The organism is Gluconobacter sp. GP1 (genome assembly GCF_032913585.1).
Lineage (GTDB): Bacteria > Pseudomonadota > Alphaproteobacteria > Acetobacterales > Acetobacteraceae > Gluconobacter > Gluconobacter cerinus.
Map to the genome: position 1 here is coordinate 546,902 of NZ_JASGXC010000002.1, position 15,950 is coordinate 562,851.

Here is a 15,950-nt window from a genome sequence, read left to right on the forward strand (position 1 = left end):
GGGGCCCTTGGAGAAACTTCGTTTGCTCTCGTACTGCTTGACCCGCGATACGTGTCTGCCTACGTTTTCCGATAATCATGCACAATTCCAGAACACATATCATCCCGTCCCTCGCATCTGACGCGCCGCTTCCAAAAGCATGGCCGTTTGAAGAGGCAAAAAAAATTGCCGAGCATGTTGGCGCGCGCGCTCCAGAAGTGCCCGCACTGCTTGAGACCGGGTATGGTCCGTCCGGGCTGCCACACATCGGTACGTTTGGCGAAGTGGCCCGTACGACGTGGGTGCGTCAGGCGTTCGAGGCTCTGACAGGCCGCCCGACGCGTCTGCTGGCGTTCTCGGATGATATGGATGCCTTGCGCAAGGTTCCGACGAATGTGCCGCAGCAGGACCTCCTTGCAAAGCACCTCGGCCTGCCTTTGACGCGCGTTCCCGACCCCTTCGGTGAATACGAGAGTTTCGCCGCTCACAATAATGCCCGCTTGCGCCAGTTTCTTGACGGTTTCGGCTTCGACTACGAATTTGCATCTGCGACAGACTATTATACGAGCGGGACATTTGATGCTGCACTTCGGCGGATGCTCGAAGTGCATGATGAAGTTGTTGCGACCATTATTCCGACACTTGGTCCGGAGCGCCGCGCGACTTACTCCCCTGTTCTGCCGATCCACCCTGAAACAGGGCAGGTGATGCAGGTCCCGATCATCAAGGTGGACCCGGATGCCGGTACGGTCGTCTGGAAAGATGAAGCGGGCAAAACGTTTGAAACATCCGTCTTCGGTGGACATGCCAAGATGCAGTGGAAGGCCGACTGGGCCATGCGCTGGTATGCTCTGGGTGTCGATTATGAAATGTCCGGCAAGGATCTGATCGATAGCGTGAAGCTGTCTTCGAAGATCTGCCGTATTCTGGGTAAGCAGCCGCCTGCTGGACTAACCTATGAGCTGTTCCTCGATGCTCAAGGTCAGAAGATCAGCAAGTCAAAAGGCAATGGTCTGTCTGTCGAGGAGTGGCTGCGTTACGGCACGCCGGAAAGCCTCGGCCAGTACATGTACCAGCAGCCTACGCGTGCAAAGCGTCTGTTCTTTGACGTTATCCCCCGTGCAACGGATGACTACCTGACACTGGTTCAGAAGGCTGAGACGCAGGAACCGGTAGACCTGATGGCAAATCCGGTCTGGTTCATTCACGGCGGAACGGTGCGCCCGGAAGATACCAGCCCGGTTTCCTATACAGCGCTGCTAAATCTCGCGAACGTGGCAAATGCGGACAATCCAGAAACACTCTGGAAATTCCTGCGTCGCTATGACGAGACGCTGTCGCCAGAAACGCATCCGTATGTCGACAAGCTTGTTCGTTGCGCTCTGACGTACTTCCAGGAGCAGGTGTACCCGAACAAGGTTTATCGTGATCCCTCCGAGACTGAACGAAAGGGTCTTGAGGACCTGGCTGTCGCTCTGGAGAAGCTCCCTGTTCATACGTCTCCTGGCGATGTGCAGGATGTCGTGTTCGAGGTCGGCAAGCGCTACTTTGAGAAGTCTGAGCTGCGCTCCTGGTTCGGTTGTCTGTACGAAGTGCTTTTGGGTCAGAGCGAAGGCCCACGCTTCGGCATTTTCGCGTCACTCTTCGGTTTGCCTGAGACCGTAGCCCTGATCAGGGGTGCACTGGCTCGCCCGGCTGCCGGGACGCCTCAGGCCTAACGTCGATGTGCCCGCCTCGGGAAGACGACTGGCAAAATGATGGGCTTGCTCTCGACGTGGAAGACGAGAGTGGGCCTGTTAAAAGCCGCTGGAAATTATTGCTGACACGTGCCCCGGCAATTGTCGGGCTTGTGCTGTTGATTGCTGCTGTTGTGGTGATCTGGCGTGAGTTGCGCAATCTGTCCCTGCGGGACATTGCCAGAAGTCTCAGCGATATTCCGGATGGTGCGCTTCTGGCAGGAGCCGGAGCGACATTCCTGTCGTATTTTATCCTGTCATTTTACGACCGCCTGGCCTGCTTGCATGTCCGAGCTGATGTCTCGTTCAAGCGCTCTTCTTTTGCGGCCTTCTGTTCTTACGTCCTGTCGCATAATCTTGGGTGTGCCGCGATTTCGGGTGCCGCAGTGCGGTTCAGGCTTTATCGGAGCTGGGGTGTCGCCCCTGCGGATATTGCACAGATCATTGCCTTTTGCTCAGCAACCTATCTTTTGGGAACGCTGGCTCTGGTAGGAAGTATTCTGACCATTGAGCCCCACGCTATTCCGGTTCTCTCCCATCTGCCCGCTTTTCTGCTACGGCTGGCTGGTCTTGGCTGCTGGGGTATTCTGGCTGCTTATGTCGTCTTTTCTCGCATCCGCCGGCACGTAAAAATCTGGCGTTACGAGATTGAAATTCCCAGCACGGGTATAGCGATCGCACAGATTGCAGTTAGTGCGGCTGATATGGCTGCAACGGCTTTGATTGCGTACAGCGTGTTGCCGCCGTTGCCTCCGGAAGCCCATTTTGGCTTCGGGACATTCCTTGCCATTTATATCGCGTCTTACACGGCAGGTCTGGTGGCGAGCGTTCCGGGTGGGCTGGGCGTTTTTGACAGTGCCATGCTTCTGGCATTGCGGCCGTATCTTCCGGTTCCGGAAATCATGGGCGCAATCCTTGTTTTCCGCCTCTTCTATTACATTATTCCGCTGGTTATGGCGGGTCTGATGTTCGCAGGGCACGAACTGTTTCTGCGGGGAGAGCAGGCGCTTGTGTCCGCAGGGCAGGCGCCGCGGCGTATTCGCCCCAGTCAGGTTGTACGAGAGTCCGAAGCGGATTTTTCGGTCACAATTGCAACCAGCGTTCAGGCTGTAGCCGGAATTCTTCTCGTTTTTTATGCGCTGGTCGCTGAGCTGCCGCCTTTGCGCACCTCTCTTGGCGCCGCAGTTTCGCAGATTGCAGATCTGTTCCTTACCGTGTCGGGTGTTGCGCTTGTTGGGCTGGCCATGGGGCTGTCCCAGCGCGTCGCGCTTGCATGGAAGGTTTCTCTCGGTGTTCTGGGCGCATCAGTCGTCCTGCTTGTGTTGCGACATGCACCCTGGGAAGCTCCGGTTGCGCTGGGGCTCGTGATGTTGCTGATCGCGCCTTTCCGGAACTGCTACTATCGCAGAGCCCATCTTCTTGTGGCTCCCCTGACGCCTGCGATGCTGGCGCCAATGTCCTTATGGGCGCTGGGGCTTGTTGGGGTCGGCTGGGTTGCTGTGCAACGGCATTTAGGCCCCATCTGGTGGCGCTCCATGATTTATGATGCGCATACAGCGGTCGGTCGGTGGTTTCTGGGCCTGTCTGCGCTTTGCGGCCTGTTCGCCCTTTGGGTTGGTATGCGCAGAACGCGCATCCGCTTCGAAGCGTGGAATGCAGAGAACGAAAGCCATTATCGAAGCCTGTCTCATGCTTTGCAGGAACTGGGCCCGCGTCGCCCCAGTGGTTTGCTGCATGATGAAGCAGGCCGAGCGGCTATTCCCTTTTTCCGGACGGGTCAGTTCATTATTGGCCTCGGAGATCCGGCGGGTGCCGAGCGGAACTGCATTGCTGCCATCTGGCGGTTGAGAGATCTTGCGCGTCAGGAAGGCCGAAAACTTGCTTTTGTGCGTGTTGGCCAGTCTCTGATGGCGGTCTATAACGATCTTGGTCTGACGGTGTGTCTGGAAGGCCGGGCAGGGACGATCTGCTGTTTTTCCGAGGACTATCGTATGATCCGGGCATTCCTCACGGGAGAAGAGCGGCGCGCTCGCAAAAAGCGGGCGTCGTGTCGTTCGGACGTCGCCTCAGGCACAACAGGGTCATGAGCCTGCCACCCAGTCTGGGTAATGCGGTCAACAGTTGGCTGATTGCATTTCCAGCGCTGTTTTCGATCATCAATCCCCTTGGTGCGTCTTTGATTTTCGCTCAGGCGACAGAGGGGCGGACACGCAAAGAGGTTATCGAACTGGCGCGGCTTGTCGCGCTGAATTCTCTGGCGATCCTCCTGGTGTCTATCTGGTTTGGCAGCTGGATTCTGAGTTTCTTTGGCATCAGCATGAATGCGCTGCGCATTACCGGCGGTCTTGTTGTGGCCTCGCGCGCGTGGGTCATGTTGCAGCAGCCGGAGACAAGCGAGGCCCGGAAAGAAAAACAGGCTCTTCAGGGTGGTCGAACTGTTGCTGCGCCTGATCTCAAAGAACGCGCTTTCTTTCCGCTGGCCATGCCTTTCACCGTGGGACCGGGGAGCATCTCCGTAGCAATTGCTCTGAGTTCTTCATGTCCGCCCCATATGCCAGCGCCGGATTATTATATGGGCGTATCAGCAGCGGCGACTGCCATGGGCATCGTCGTTGCCATCGCGTATGCCTATGCGGAGCGGATCGTTTCCATGCTTGGCGTCACTGGCGCGCGGATTGTCAGTCGTTTGGCCGCGCTCATTCTTCTGGCTATCGGAATCCAGATTTTCATCTCAGGCGTACAGGGCGTTCTTGTTGATACTTTACGTCTAGCTCGACACTGATATTTCAATCGGAACTGAGTATCTTCTGGACCTGTTCCCGAAGGGCAGGGATGACTTCTTCCTGAAACCAGGGCGCTCTTTTTTCCCAAACACCCGTTCTCCATGATGGGTGAGGCAGTGGAAAATAATTCTCAGGCAGATAATGGCGAAAATTCCTGACACGCTCCGTGACTGACCCGCGACCCAAGACGTGATGCTGGGAATAACTGCCAACCAATAATGTAAGGCGGAGAGCGGGCATCAGGGACAAAACCCGCTTCCTCCAGATTGGTGCGCATTCCGGGCGCGGCGGGCAGTCTCCTCCTTTAGGGAGTCTCCCCGGATAACAAAGTCCCATCGGCAAAATTGCGACTTGCCGAGTATCGTAAAATACCTCTTCCGAGAGGCCGAGCCATTCTCTGAGGCGAACTCCGGACGGATCCTTGAAGGATGTGTTGCTGAAATGGGCTTTGGTTCCAGGCGCCTGGCTCGCGATCAGAAGCCTGGAGGTTGCTGAAACATGGATCAGCGGGCGTGCGCCAAGTGGAAGGTGCTCCTCACAGACCCTGCACGCACGAACCTCGCGGACCAGAGCTGTGAGGCGATCTTGTGTCGTTGGGCTGGAAATCATTCATCCTCAGGAAGAAGGGGCATTTCAGGGTGCCAGGCATATTCGGCCTGTGCGACATAAACGTGCTGGTCGTAGCCACGCAGGCTCTCAAAGAGCGTAACGTGCTCGACAGGCATTGGCTCACTTCTGAAGAGATTATGTCTCTGAACCCAGCGAGCCGCATCGGCCCGTTGGCTTGTCGCGAGGTGGCCTAGCGTGACACTGGGCTGGAAGCGGCGCTTGGCAGGAGGGCATCCCGCCTTGCGGAGGGTCTTTTCCACCTGCGCCTGAAGCGTCTCCAGTGCAGTAGATCGTTCAATGCCAATCGTCAGGCTGTTAGCCGTCGTGCCTTCTCTCAGGCCAGCCCCTGAAAACGATATCTCGAATGGTGTCCAGGAGAGGCGGGAGAGGGCGAGATCAATCTCTCCCATCACGTACCGATCTGTAATTTCGCCGATAAAGCGCAAGGCAAGATGGTAGTTTTCCGACGGCACCCATTGCACGCCAGGAAGCGTTCCACGGAGGAGAGCAAGCGCTTCGCGCTGGGAGGGGGAGAGGTCGAGTGCGACAAAAAGTCTCAAGAGGCTCGTTTCCCGAGGAAATGAAACACAGATATGAAGGGTCTTCTTGACCGTACAGTGAAAAGCCCCACATTCAGGGAAAGTACGGGCGAGCTTCCAAGGTTCGTCAAGCGCCCTTTTTAAAAGGGCCTTTTACTGGAAAAGGTGTCATGGCTTTTAATTCCAACTTCGGCAGGGCCGGCACTCAGGCGGGCGCAGGCAGTCTTGATGCCGGTCTTCGCGCCTATATGTGCCGCGTCTTCAACTGGATGGCGATTGGCCTCGTTGTTACGGGGCTCGTTGCTTATGGCGTGGCGGAAACCTCTCTGCGCGCGCTGTTCTTCCACATCGCAGAAACCTCAACAGGCGCCTTTGTGCTGCGGCCTACTTTCCTGGGCGGCATCATGATCTTCGCGCCACTGGCGTTTGTGATGGTCCTGTCCTTCGGGATCAACCGGCTGTCGCGCCCTGCGGTGCAGGCGATCTTCCTGCTCTTCAGTGCGACGATGGGAGCCAGCATGGCCAGCCTACTGCTGAGCTATACGGGTGTTTCCATAGCGCGGACCTTCTTCATCAGTGCGGCGATGTTCGGCGGTATGGCTCTGTGGGGATACACCACCGGAGCTAACCTTCTTCGACTCGGTTCCTTTCTCTTCATGGGCCTGATTGGCCTCATGATTGCGATGGTTGTGAACATCTTCCTGCACAGTGCACCACTGGCAATGCTTGTTTCTCTAATCGGGGTTGCTCTTTTTACAGGTCTCGCGGCTTACGATACCCAGCGTATCAAGATTAACTACCAGCAATATATGTCGTTCGCGTCTTCGGATGATATTGCCAGACTAAGCATTTACGATGCGCTGTCGATGTATCTCAATTTCGTGAACCTCTTTCAGTTTCTTATTCAGTTCACAGGCGTTCGCTCCAGTAATAGCGACTGACAGTACATTCACGTTACTCGAAAGTTTCCAGAGGGAGCGACAGTCAATGTCGCTCCCTTTCTTGTTTACGGACTAAAAAGGTCTTGAATTATTTCCGTCTCATTCGGAAAGGTTTACATTAAAAAGTTGTAACTTTATCGTTTAATGTAATTTATAATGAAATCAAATGTGGCGAAAAACAGCCATTTGTAGGTTTGACAGGGGGCTGCCCCATCCCTCACGAAATCCGTGATAAGCCTTGTCTTCCGGGCGATTCAGGCAGAAAAAACCTGAGGAACCGGGACAGTCGTGTCCCATGCTGAATGAATTTCAGGGTCGGATCTTTGATCCGGTTCCTGACGTCAGGATACGAACGAGAAAGGCAGCAGACTATGGCAGCGTTCGGCAGCTCTGATGCGGCCCTTATCGTGTCAAACCGTTTCCCGGCGAATACTCCATGCCGGAACGGATGATGAAAGCAGGACCGATGAAAAAACTCTGGCGATATCTCCCAGCGTTGCCGGCGCTGATGCTATCGGGTTGCACGGTTGATCTGCTTCAGCCGCGCGGTCCGATCGCAGAAATGAACCGCGATGTCATGGTGGCAGAATTTGTCATCATGATGTTTGTTGTGGTTCCGACCTGTATCGCAACGCTTTACTTTGCTTGGAAGTATCGCGCTTCCAACACCCAGGCCGAGTATCTGCCGACCTGGGATCACTCAACGAAGATTGAGTATGTTATCTGGGGCGTACCTTCCCTGATCATTATCGCTCTCGGTGCGATCAGCTGGTACAGCACTCACGCTTACGACCCGTATCGCCCGATTCAGACGGCTGACAACGTCAAGCCGCTGAACGTGCAGGTGGTCTCCCTCGACTGGAAATGGCTGTTCATCTATCCGGATCTGGGGATCGCAACGATCAACCAGCTGGATGTCCCGACGAACACGCCGCTGAACTTCCAGATCACCTCTGACACCGTCATGACGTCTTTCTTCATCCCGCGTCTGGGATCGATGATCTACTCCATGCCAGGCCAGCAGACGCAGCTGCATCTTCTTGCAACTGAGTCCGGTGATTATCTGGGTGAAGCTTCCCAGTTCAGTGGTCGCGGTTTCTCTGACATGAAGTTCCGCACCCTCGCGATGGCACCTGAAGAATTCAGCGCCTGGGTCGAGAAGGTGAAGAGCGGCAGCGAAAACCTCGATGACACGACATATCCGAAGTATTCCGCCCCGCAGGAAGCTGCGCCGGTTCAGTACTTCGCGCATGTCCAGCCGGATCTCTTCGACGGCATCGTCGCCAAGTACAATAATGGCATGATGGTTGAGAAGACGACGGGCAAGGTCATGCATATGCAGTCCGCTTCCAGCGCTGCACCGTCCGACACTGGCATGAAGGAATAACCGACAGATGCTCGGAAAACTCTCCCTTTCAGCCATACCTTTCGATGTGCCGATCCTTGTCGGCACATTCCTGGGTGTGGCTGTCATCGGCCTTGCCGTGCTGGGTGCCGTTACTTACTTCGGTAAGTGGGGTTACCTGTGGCGTGAATGGCTGACGACAGTCGACCATAAGCGCCTTGCCGTGATGTATATCATCCTGGCAATTGTAATGCTGTTCCGCGGTTTCGCGGACGCCATCATGATGCGTACCCAGCTCGCGCTGGCCTATGCCGGTAACCCTGGTTACCTTCCGCCACACCACTACGACCAGATCTTCTCCGCTCACGGCACGATCATGATTTTCTTCATGGCCATGGCGTTCATGACGGGGCTGCTCAACCTGGTGGTGCCTCTCCAGATCGGTGCGCGCGACGTTGCGTTCCCGTTCCTGAACTCGCTCAGCTTCTATATGACGCTGGTCGGCGCCCTTCTGATCAACCTTTCACTGTTCATCGGTGAGTTTGCTCAGTGCGGTTGGCTGGTTTACCCGCCTCTGTCCGAGATGCAGTTCAGCCCGGGCGTCGGCGTTGACTACTACATCTGGGCCGTTCAGATTTCCGGTGTCGGAACGCTTCTGACGGGCGTGAACTTCTTCACGACCATCGTTAAGATGCGTGCTCCTGGCATGGGCTGGATGCAGATGCCGGTCTTCACCTGGACAGCGTTCTGCACGACCGTGCTGATCATGGTGTCCTTCCCGGTTCTGACGGTTACGCTGGCACTGCTCAGCCTCGACCGTTACCTCGGCATGCACTTCTTCACGAACGATGCCGGCGGCAACGTCATGCTGTATCTGAGCATGATCTGGACCTGGGGCCATCCGGAAGTTTACATCCTGGTCATCCCGGCCTTCGGTGTTTTCTCTGAAGTTACCTCAACGTTCTCCCGCAAGCCGCTCTTCGGCTACAACACGATGGTTTACGCTACGTGCTCCATCATGGTGCTGTCGTTCGTCGTGTGGGTGCATCACTTCTTCACCATGGGCGCAGGCGCCAACGTCAATACCTTCTTCGGTATCATGACGATGGTTATCGCAGTCCCGACTGGCGTGAAGATCTTCAACTGGCTGTTCACCATGTATAAGGGACGTGTTGAATTCACGGCTCCGATGTACTGGACGATCGGCTTCATGATCACCTTCTCCATCGGTGGCATGACGGGCGTCATGATGGCTATGCCGGCCGCTGACTGGATCCTTCACAACTCCCTGTTCCTCATTGCCCACTTCCACAACGTCATCATCGGCGGCGTGTACTTCGGTTACATTGCAGGTATGGGCTTCTGGTTCCCGAAGGCTTTCGGCTTCAAGCTGAACGAAGCCTGGGGCAAGCGCGCGTTCTGGTGCTGGTTCGTTGGCTTCTATCTTGCCTTCGTTCCGCTGTATGTCCTCGGTCTCGAAGGCATGACGCGTCGTATGAACCACTACGACAATCCGGACTGGCGTCCGTGGCTGCTGATTGCAGAAGCTGGTGCGGTTGTTATCGCTCTGGGTATCGTCTGCCAGCTCACGCAGCTTTACGTCTCCATCCGTGACCGTAACCTGCCGGAAAACCTCGACCTGACGGGCGATCCGTGGGGTGGCCGTACGCTGGAGTGGTCCATTTCTTCTCCGCCGCCGGCTTATAACTTCGCAGTGATCCCGGACATTCACGGTCTGGACACGTTCCACACCGAGAAGCAGCTTGGCCGTCGTGCACACAACAAGCCGCTTGCTCCGATCCACATGCCGAAGAACACCGCTGCTGGTGCCTTCATCGGTGCGTTCGCCTTCATCCTGGGCTTCGGTGCAATCTGGTACATCTGGTGGATGGCTGGTCTTGGTCTGATCGGTATCGCTGCCACCATGATCATGCGCAGTGCAAACCGTGATATCGACTACTACGTCCCTGTCAGCGAAATCGAGCACAACGAGGAAGTCTATTCCCGTCGTATCGCCGCTGCTCAGGCAGCAGAGTAAGGGGGGCATAGCTAATGGCTCACGAAGCAACCATGTCGCCTCTGGCACACGCTGACGGTCACGATCACGAGCATCACCACGAGAGCCCGAACGTCTTCGGTTTCTGGCTCTACCTGATGACCGACTGCATTCTCTTCGGGTCGATCTTTGCTGCTTTCGCAGTCCTCCGGAACCAGTACGCCGGAGGCCCTTCGGGGAAAGAACTGTTCGATCTGACGAATGTCGGCATCGAGACGGCTATCCTGCTGTTCTCGTCCATCACCTACGGCTTTGCCTCGCTCAGTGCGCTGGCAAAGAACAAGGGGATGGTTCTTCTGTGGCTCGCCGTGACGTTCGTTCTGGGTCTCTCCTTCGTTGGTCTTGAGGTGACTGAGTTCACTCACATGATCGCAGAAGGAAATGGTCCTGACCGTTCTGCATTCCTCTCCGCGTTCTTCACGCTGGTTGGTACGCACGGTCTTCACGTCACCTGCGGTCTGATCTGGATGGCAGTTCTGATGGTCCAGATGATGGGCCCGCAGGATCTGTCTCCGCGGATGATGGACAAGCTGACTTGCCTCAGCCTGTTCTGGCACTTTCTGGACATCGTCTGGATCTGTGTTTTCTCCTTCGTCTATCTCGCAGGTGTGATGTAATGGCCCAGGCACATACAACCCACGATGGTAGCCACGGCTCCTATCAGTCTTACATCATCGGGTTCGTTCTTGCGGTCGTCCTGACTGTTGCGTCTTTCGCAGCAGTCATGACACACGCACTGGCCCCGGGGATGGCACTTGCAGCTCTCGGTGTTCTTGCGGTCGTTCAGATCGTGGTCCACCTGGTGTTCTTCCTTCATATGAACACCAGCAACGAGCAGAGCTGGAACCTGATGTGCTTCATCTTTGCAGCAGTATCAGTCATCGTCATTATTGGCGGCACGCTGTTCATCATGCATGACACGGCCATCAACATGATGTCCCGCTAAGATCTCTTTTGGGATCACGGCAGGAAAGGCTGGCAGGAGAGATCCTGTCAGCCTTTTTTTATGTCTGCTTTCCTGATCGGCGTTCAGGCGTTTGCCTTTATGCCCTCGCAGTCTCCAACTGAGCAGGGTGTGGCAGGCGCAATAAAAAAGCCCGGCACAATGGCCGGGCTTGATAGTGTCTTGGTGGGTGAGGCGTCTCAGTCCTTGTGGGGAGCCTCGGACAGCATGGCTGCCTTGCCCGGCTGATCTTTCCACTCTTCCGCGTCAGCTGGCTGTTCGCCCTTGCGGGTAATGTTCGGCCACTGGGCGGCGAGACGGGAGTTGATCTCGATCCATGGAGCTGCACGGTTGTCGCTATCCGGGAAGATGGCTTCTGCCGGGCACTCAGGTTCGCAAACGCCGCAGTCGATGCATTCGTCCGGATTAATGACGAGGAAATTTTCTCCGGCATAGAAGCAGTCTACGGGGCAAACTTCCACGCAGTCCATGAACTTGCACTTGATGCAGTTTTCCGTGACCACATAGCTCATTGGTGTCTCCGATCCTCATTCGGGCCCGGCTGTGCGGCCCAATTTCATATTGTGCGGGATGATATGCGAAGGATTGGCCTAGGAAGCAAGCTTCTTAGGCTCTTCTCTCACGATCTCGTATAGCTGGGATGCTTCTTTCGCGGGGCCCCTACGCTCCCCAAGGTCCAGAACGCGCCAGACACGCACGTCTTCACCGGGGCTGAGAGGCGGCAGGGTCACCACATCACCCACCCTGAGTTTGGCATGCGGCTTGCTTGTGGGCTGTCTGTTTACCCGGATGCGCCCTTTGCTGACAATGGTTGCACAGAGCGGGCGTGTCTTGGCGACGCGGGCATAATAAAGCCACTGATCCAGGCGTTGATAGGCATCACTCATGGGGCAGCACGATCTCTCAGAATGGCCAGGGCGGCGAAAGGGCTGTCTGGTCGGACAATGGGGCGTCTTGCGTTGCTGGCCGCTCCTGACGGTCTGGCCTTTCTGCGTGTTGCTCGATTGCGGCGGTCAGCCAGGAGCATCAGTGGGGCAGGTGGCCCAGCATGCGTTTGGCTGGGAGAGCACTGTGGTTTGTGGGCAACGCCAAGGGCACCAAGAACCTCAGGAAGAAGATCGGCTTTGAGCCCAAGACGTGAGGCGAGACCGACGGGAGCAGGATGATCCAGCTTGCGGGTCAACTGCTCCAGCTCTTTCACAATACGTTCGGCGATATCGAGTCTAACCCCTGTCTTGGCCGCATGCAGCCAGCCTGGAACGCCTTCCACCATATGCCATGGCAACGAGACACGACCCGCTGGCGGAGGCATCAGGGGAAGGCCAAGGCGAAGTTGTGTGAGAAGTGTCAGAAGGGCCGATGCTCGTGGGCGCAGAAGGGCGGGACAGAAAACGGCAAAACGACCCACTTCCACGCCGAGCTTCCGCAAGGCCCGTTGAGCTGGAGGCGGGAGGGACTGATCTGACGGCAGAACAGGGGAGATACCGCCATCTTCATGCAATCGATGAAGAATGCCTCTGAGTTGAGGCTGATCCGTTACGGCGCTTTGCGCTTTGTAGAGAACGGAGAGATCCCGTTGAAGCGTGCTGTCCACATAACGGAGAAGGCGCTGCTCAACCTGAATTCGCTGATTGGTGTCAGTGAACTCAGCGGAAAACAATCTGACGGCTGGCTGCAGAAATGTTTTTCCTACCGTCAATCGGCCAAGGGGAATGTTGTCCCAAGATAGAATGCCGGTTTCTGTTTCAAGGGACAGAGCACTATCTGGCGTCTCCTGAAAAAGACGGACCCGACGTGGAATTTCCTGCAGGAGCGCTTTGCGTCCGGCTTTGAGAACGATCTGATGATCAGGCCCGTTTGTGGTGTCGGTTTGGAGCGAAAAGCCACGGATCTTGCCAATGCTATGGCCTTCGACAATGACCTCTCCGTCTGCGGTGACGGCAGACAGGAGGTTACGGTCTGTCTCAGCATCCAGTCGACGAAGCAGGGATGTGGCGCGTCTGTCCACAAAGCGGGACGTCAGGCGCTCATGCAGTGCGTCTGAAAGCAGGTCTTCCACTTCCCGGGCACGTTGTTGCCAGACGGATGAGTGACGGCTCCATTCTGTTCTGGCGGCCACATAAGAGCAGACCCGTACGCCCGTCAGGCGATGCATCAGGGTATCAATGTCGCCTTCGGTGCGCGCAAAACCCTTGATGTGTCCTTCCATCCAGTTTGCCGGAACAGCGCCATCTTTGAGGATATGCAGGAACAGGCGTGCGCAGAGCCGTGTATGGCTGTCATCGCCAAGTTTGCGGAAATCAGGGATCTGGCAAACTTCCCAGAGAAGAGACGTCGCACGTTTTCCTTTGGCGACCTCCCGAATTTCCGGGTCCAGGATCAGGGACTCAAGGGTCACAACGTCAGACGCAACACGGCCCGCCATCAGCCCGCGGAAGGGCGGCGCGACCGTAAGGCTGGCGAGAAGAGCCCGGGGATTGCTGAAATCCAGTGCGTGATTGCGCCAGTATAGCCGTTGGATCGGATCGAAGCGGTGCTGTTCTACGGCATCTATGGTTGCGGCAGACATGGGCGGGCAATCAGCCGTAGTGCCAAATGTACCATCCTTCATGCCACGCCCCGCACGGCCGGCAATCTGCGCTATTTCCTGTGGGAAGAGCGGGCGGGGTGTTGTGCCGTCAAATTTGGAAAGCTGGGCAAGCGCCACATGGTCAACATCCATGTTCAACCCCATCCCGATGGCATCGGTGGCCACCAGATAATCAACTTCCCGGTTCTGGTAGAGCTCGATCTGGGCGTTTCGCGTCCGGGGGCTGAGTTGCCCCATGATGACGGCACAACCACCTCTTCGGCGTCGTATGACTTCGGCCAGAGCGTAAACTTCTGACATCGAGAAAGCGACGATGGCCGATCGGGGCGGAAGGCGAGAAAGCTTCGTCGGTCCGGTGCTCACGAGACTCGACAGGCGTGTGCGTGTGTCGATTTCGATTCCGGGCACCAGCTTTTGCAGGAGCGGACGAATTGTTTCCGCACCCAGGAAGAGTGTCTCTACGGTTCCCCGGGCGTGGAGGAGACGATCCGTAAAGATGTGTCCACGGTCCGGGTCAGACGCGAGCTGGATTTCATCGACAGCCACGAATTCGGCTTTCCGGTCCAGTGGCATGGCCTCGACCGTGCAGGAAAACCATCGCGCGCCTGGAGGAACAATTTTTTCCTCACCTGTTATAAGGGCGACGGAACGCTCCCCTTTGGCCGCGACCAGGCGCTCGTAGTTTTCGCGCGCAAGAAGGCGCAACGGAAAACCGATGATGCCGGAGGAATGAGCCATCATGCGAGTCAGAGCATAGTGCGTCTTGCCCGTATTGGTTGGGCCAAGTGCCGCACGGACGCTTGCTGGCATGATATGATGAGCGGAATGGTTACCGCGGTGTGCACCCTTCATGTGTGAATGGTCGGGTGCCTGCGGAACAAAAGCAAGCGTTCGAGCCAAAAGGTTCGATCTTTTAAGGAAAGAGGTTCATGAGTTCTCACATCCAGCTCCCTTTTGTTTCCGCCAGCGAGGCTCCAACACCCCGCGTTGTGCATCTGGTGAAGGTACAGGATGACAAGACAATTGCCGGTCTCCTGGGTGAGCACGCATCTTTTCTAACGGCGCAGGGGTTCAAAGCAAAAGATGGCGCTTTCACGCTTCTGCCCGGTGACGGTGGGGCGGGAGCGGCTCTGCTTTGTGTCGATGAGGGGCGCCTGAATGACCCGACAGCCTTTGGCGTGCTGGGAACGATCCTTCCGGAGGGTGACTGGAGTCTTCTGCCGCACGGGATGGAAAGCGCCGTTCAGGAGACAGCTCTTCTCGGGTTCGCCATGGGAACATATCAATATCGTGTCGGGGTCGTTCGGTCATTTACCACGCGATTGGTTGTGCCGGACGACGCTGCTACCGTTATTGCCTATGCGAAAGCAAACTGGTTTGGCAGGGATCTGATCAATACGCCCGCCAATCTGCTTGGCCCGAAAGATCTGGCGCTGTCGGCTTATCGGGCTTTGGAAAATCGTGGTGCAGACGTTCGCATTGTTGAGGGCGATGACCTGAAGGTCGCGTATCCCTGTTTGGCAGAGGTGGGTGAGGGGTCTGAGCGCAAGCCTGCTGTTGTTGTGGCCCGCTGGAAAGCCCGTGAAGGCGCGCCGCGTCTGTCTCTTGTTGGGAAGGGCGTGTGCTTCGATACGGGGGGATACGACCTGAAGCCCGCAGCAGGCATGCTGCGAATGAAAAAAGACATGGGCGGCGCAGCCCTGCTTCTGGCTGTGATGTGCGCGGCGATTGATCTGCAACTGGATGTTGATCTGGAACTGCGTCTTGGATGTGTTGAGAACAGTGTGTCTGGCCATGCCATGCGCCCCGGCGATGTTCTGCGGACGCGAAGCGGAAAAACGGTAGAGATTGGCAACACGGATGCAGAGGGGCGTTTGGTGTTGTGCGATTTGATAACGGAAGCCGCTGAATCTGCCCCAGATTACATTGTGGATGCTGCAACCCTGACCGGCGCTGCGCGCGTAGCTCTCGGCCCAGACCTTCCGGCGGTGTTCAGTAACAGTGATGAACTGGCTCAATTACTGCTCGAATCGGGCTCAGATACTGCAGATGCTTTGTGGAGATTGCCACTCTGGCATGGCTATGACGCATGGCTTGATAGTAAAATAGCCGACGTCGGAAATATTACATCCAAGCCTATGGCGGGCGCTATTACAGCTGCTTTGTACCTTCAGCGCTTCGTTCCTGCCGGACAAAACTGGCTGCATATAGACACTTACGCGTGGAATGACGCCAATTCTCCGGGGCGGCCAGAGGGCGGCGAGACGCTGGCACTTCGTGCGCTTCTTAAAATGATAACAAACATTCGCAGGTCTTCGTGAAGTGAAGAACCTGACGGGAAGGTGATCCTTAACGAACCGTAATATGATTGTCTTAAAACTATGGGGTGTAAATCTGCTTCTGATAGG

General features: G+C 56.3%; 14 protein-coding genes. 9 read left to right on the forward strand and 5 right to left on the reverse strand.

Annotated features, from left to right (window positions below; genetic code table 11):
- Positions 1–77 precede the first annotated feature (77 nt).
- Genes R5H23_RS07095 through R5H23_RS07105 form a run of 3 tightly spaced genes read left to right on the forward strand, consistent with a single transcriptional unit; the run spans position 78 to position 4,497 of the window.
- Positions 78–1,697, forward strand: a complete 1,620-nt coding sequence (locus R5H23_RS07095; RefSeq protein ID WP_211496498.1) for a lysine--tRNA ligase — start codon at positions 78–80, stop codon at positions 1,695–1,697.
- 5 nt (positions 1,698–1,702) lie between these two features.
- The gene (locus R5H23_RS07100; RefSeq protein WP_099210354.1) at positions 1,703–3,802 is read left to right on the forward strand and encodes a lysylphosphatidylglycerol synthase domain-containing protein; all 2,100 of its coding nucleotides are present in this window, start codon (positions 1,703–1,705) and stop codon (positions 3,800–3,802) included.
- Positions 3,799–4,497, forward strand: a complete 699-nt coding sequence (locus R5H23_RS07105) for a MarC family protein (protein WP_317214929.1) — start codon at positions 3,799–3,801, stop codon at positions 4,495–4,497. The genes R5H23_RS07100 and R5H23_RS07105 overlap by 4 nt, the downstream gene beginning before the upstream one ends.
- A 4-nt stretch (positions 4,498–4,501) precedes the next feature.
- Here the strand turns inward: R5H23_RS07105 and R5H23_RS07110 are convergent, their stop codons facing one another.
- Both R5H23_RS07110 and thpR read right to left on the reverse strand, forming a co-directional pair.
- The gene (locus tag R5H23_RS07110; protein ID WP_099210352.1) at positions 4,502–5,107 is read right to left on the reverse strand and encodes a uracil-DNA glycosylase family protein; all 606 of its coding nucleotides are present in this window, start codon (positions 5,105–5,107) and stop codon (positions 4,502–4,504) included.
- Positions 5,104–5,667: an RNA 2',3'-cyclic phosphodiesterase gene (thpR, locus tag R5H23_RS07115; protein WP_317214930.1), complete on the reverse strand. Its 564-nt coding sequence runs from the start codon at positions 5,665–5,667 to the stop codon at positions 5,104–5,106. Before thpR ends, R5H23_RS07110 begins: the two co-directional genes overlap by 4 nt.
- A 149-nt stretch (positions 5,668–5,816) precedes the next feature.
- On the opposite strand from thpR, the gene R5H23_RS07120 reads away from it, so the two are divergent.
- The 5 genes from R5H23_RS07120 to cyoD all read left to right on the forward strand — a co-directional run bounded on the left by R5H23_RS07120 (position 5,817) and on the right by cyoD (position 10,934).
- On the forward strand, positions 5,817–6,587 hold the full coding sequence (locus tag R5H23_RS07120) for a Bax inhibitor-1/YccA family protein (protein WP_317214931.1): 771 nt from the start codon (positions 5,817–5,819) through the stop codon (positions 6,585–6,587).
- A 448-nt stretch (positions 6,588–7,035) separates the two neighbouring features.
- Positions 7,036–7,974, forward strand: coding sequence for a ubiquinol oxidase subunit II (gene cyoA, locus R5H23_RS07125; RefSeq protein ID WP_046899644.1), 939 nt, complete (start codon positions 7,036–7,038; stop codon positions 7,972–7,974).
- A 7-nt stretch (positions 7,975–7,981) separates the two neighbouring features.
- The gene (gene cyoB, locus R5H23_RS07130) at positions 7,982–9,970 is read left to right on the forward strand and encodes a cytochrome o ubiquinol oxidase subunit I (RefSeq protein WP_086634522.1); all 1,989 of its coding nucleotides are present in this window, start codon (positions 7,982–7,984) and stop codon (positions 9,968–9,970) included.
- 14 nt (positions 9,971–9,984) lie between these two features.
- Positions 9,985–10,605, forward strand: coding sequence for a cytochrome o ubiquinol oxidase subunit III (gene cyoC, locus R5H23_RS07135; protein ID WP_046899642.1), 621 nt, complete (start codon positions 9,985–9,987; stop codon positions 10,603–10,605).
- Entirely contained in the window at positions 10,605–10,934 is a 330-nt protein-coding gene (cyoD, locus tag R5H23_RS07140; RefSeq protein ID WP_086634521.1) for a cytochrome o ubiquinol oxidase subunit IV, read from the forward strand. Before cyoC ends, cyoD begins: the two co-directional genes overlap by 1 nt.
- Before the next feature lie 197 nt (positions 10,935–11,131).
- On the opposite strand, the gene fdxA is transcribed toward cyoD, so the two are convergent.
- The 3 genes from fdxA to R5H23_RS07155 all read right to left on the reverse strand — a co-directional run bounded on the left by fdxA (position 11,132) and on the right by R5H23_RS07155 (position 14,394).
- Complete coding sequence (fdxA, locus tag R5H23_RS07145; RefSeq protein ID WP_046899640.1) at positions 11,132–11,464, reverse strand: ferredoxin FdxA; 333 nt, start codon at positions 11,462–11,464, stop codon at positions 11,132–11,134.
- Between the two features lie 78 nt (positions 11,465–11,542).
- Positions 11,543–11,839 (reverse strand): RNA-binding S4 domain-containing protein, encoded by a 297-nt coding sequence (locus R5H23_RS07150; RefSeq protein ID WP_046899639.1) that lies wholly within the window; start codon positions 11,837–11,839, stop codon positions 11,543–11,545.
- Positions 11,836–14,394 (reverse strand): helicase-related protein, encoded by a 2,559-nt coding sequence (locus tag R5H23_RS07155; protein WP_317214933.1) that lies wholly within the window; start codon positions 14,392–14,394, stop codon positions 11,836–11,838. Before R5H23_RS07155 ends, R5H23_RS07150 begins: the two co-directional genes overlap by 4 nt.
- Before the next feature lie 77 nt (positions 14,395–14,471).
- On the opposite strand from R5H23_RS07155, the gene R5H23_RS07160 reads away from it, so the two are divergent.
- Positions 14,472–15,863: a leucyl aminopeptidase family protein gene (locus R5H23_RS07160; protein ID WP_317214934.1), complete on the forward strand. Its 1,392-nt coding sequence runs from the start codon at positions 14,472–14,474 to the stop codon at positions 15,861–15,863.
- Positions 15,864–15,950: the final 87 nt, after the last annotated feature.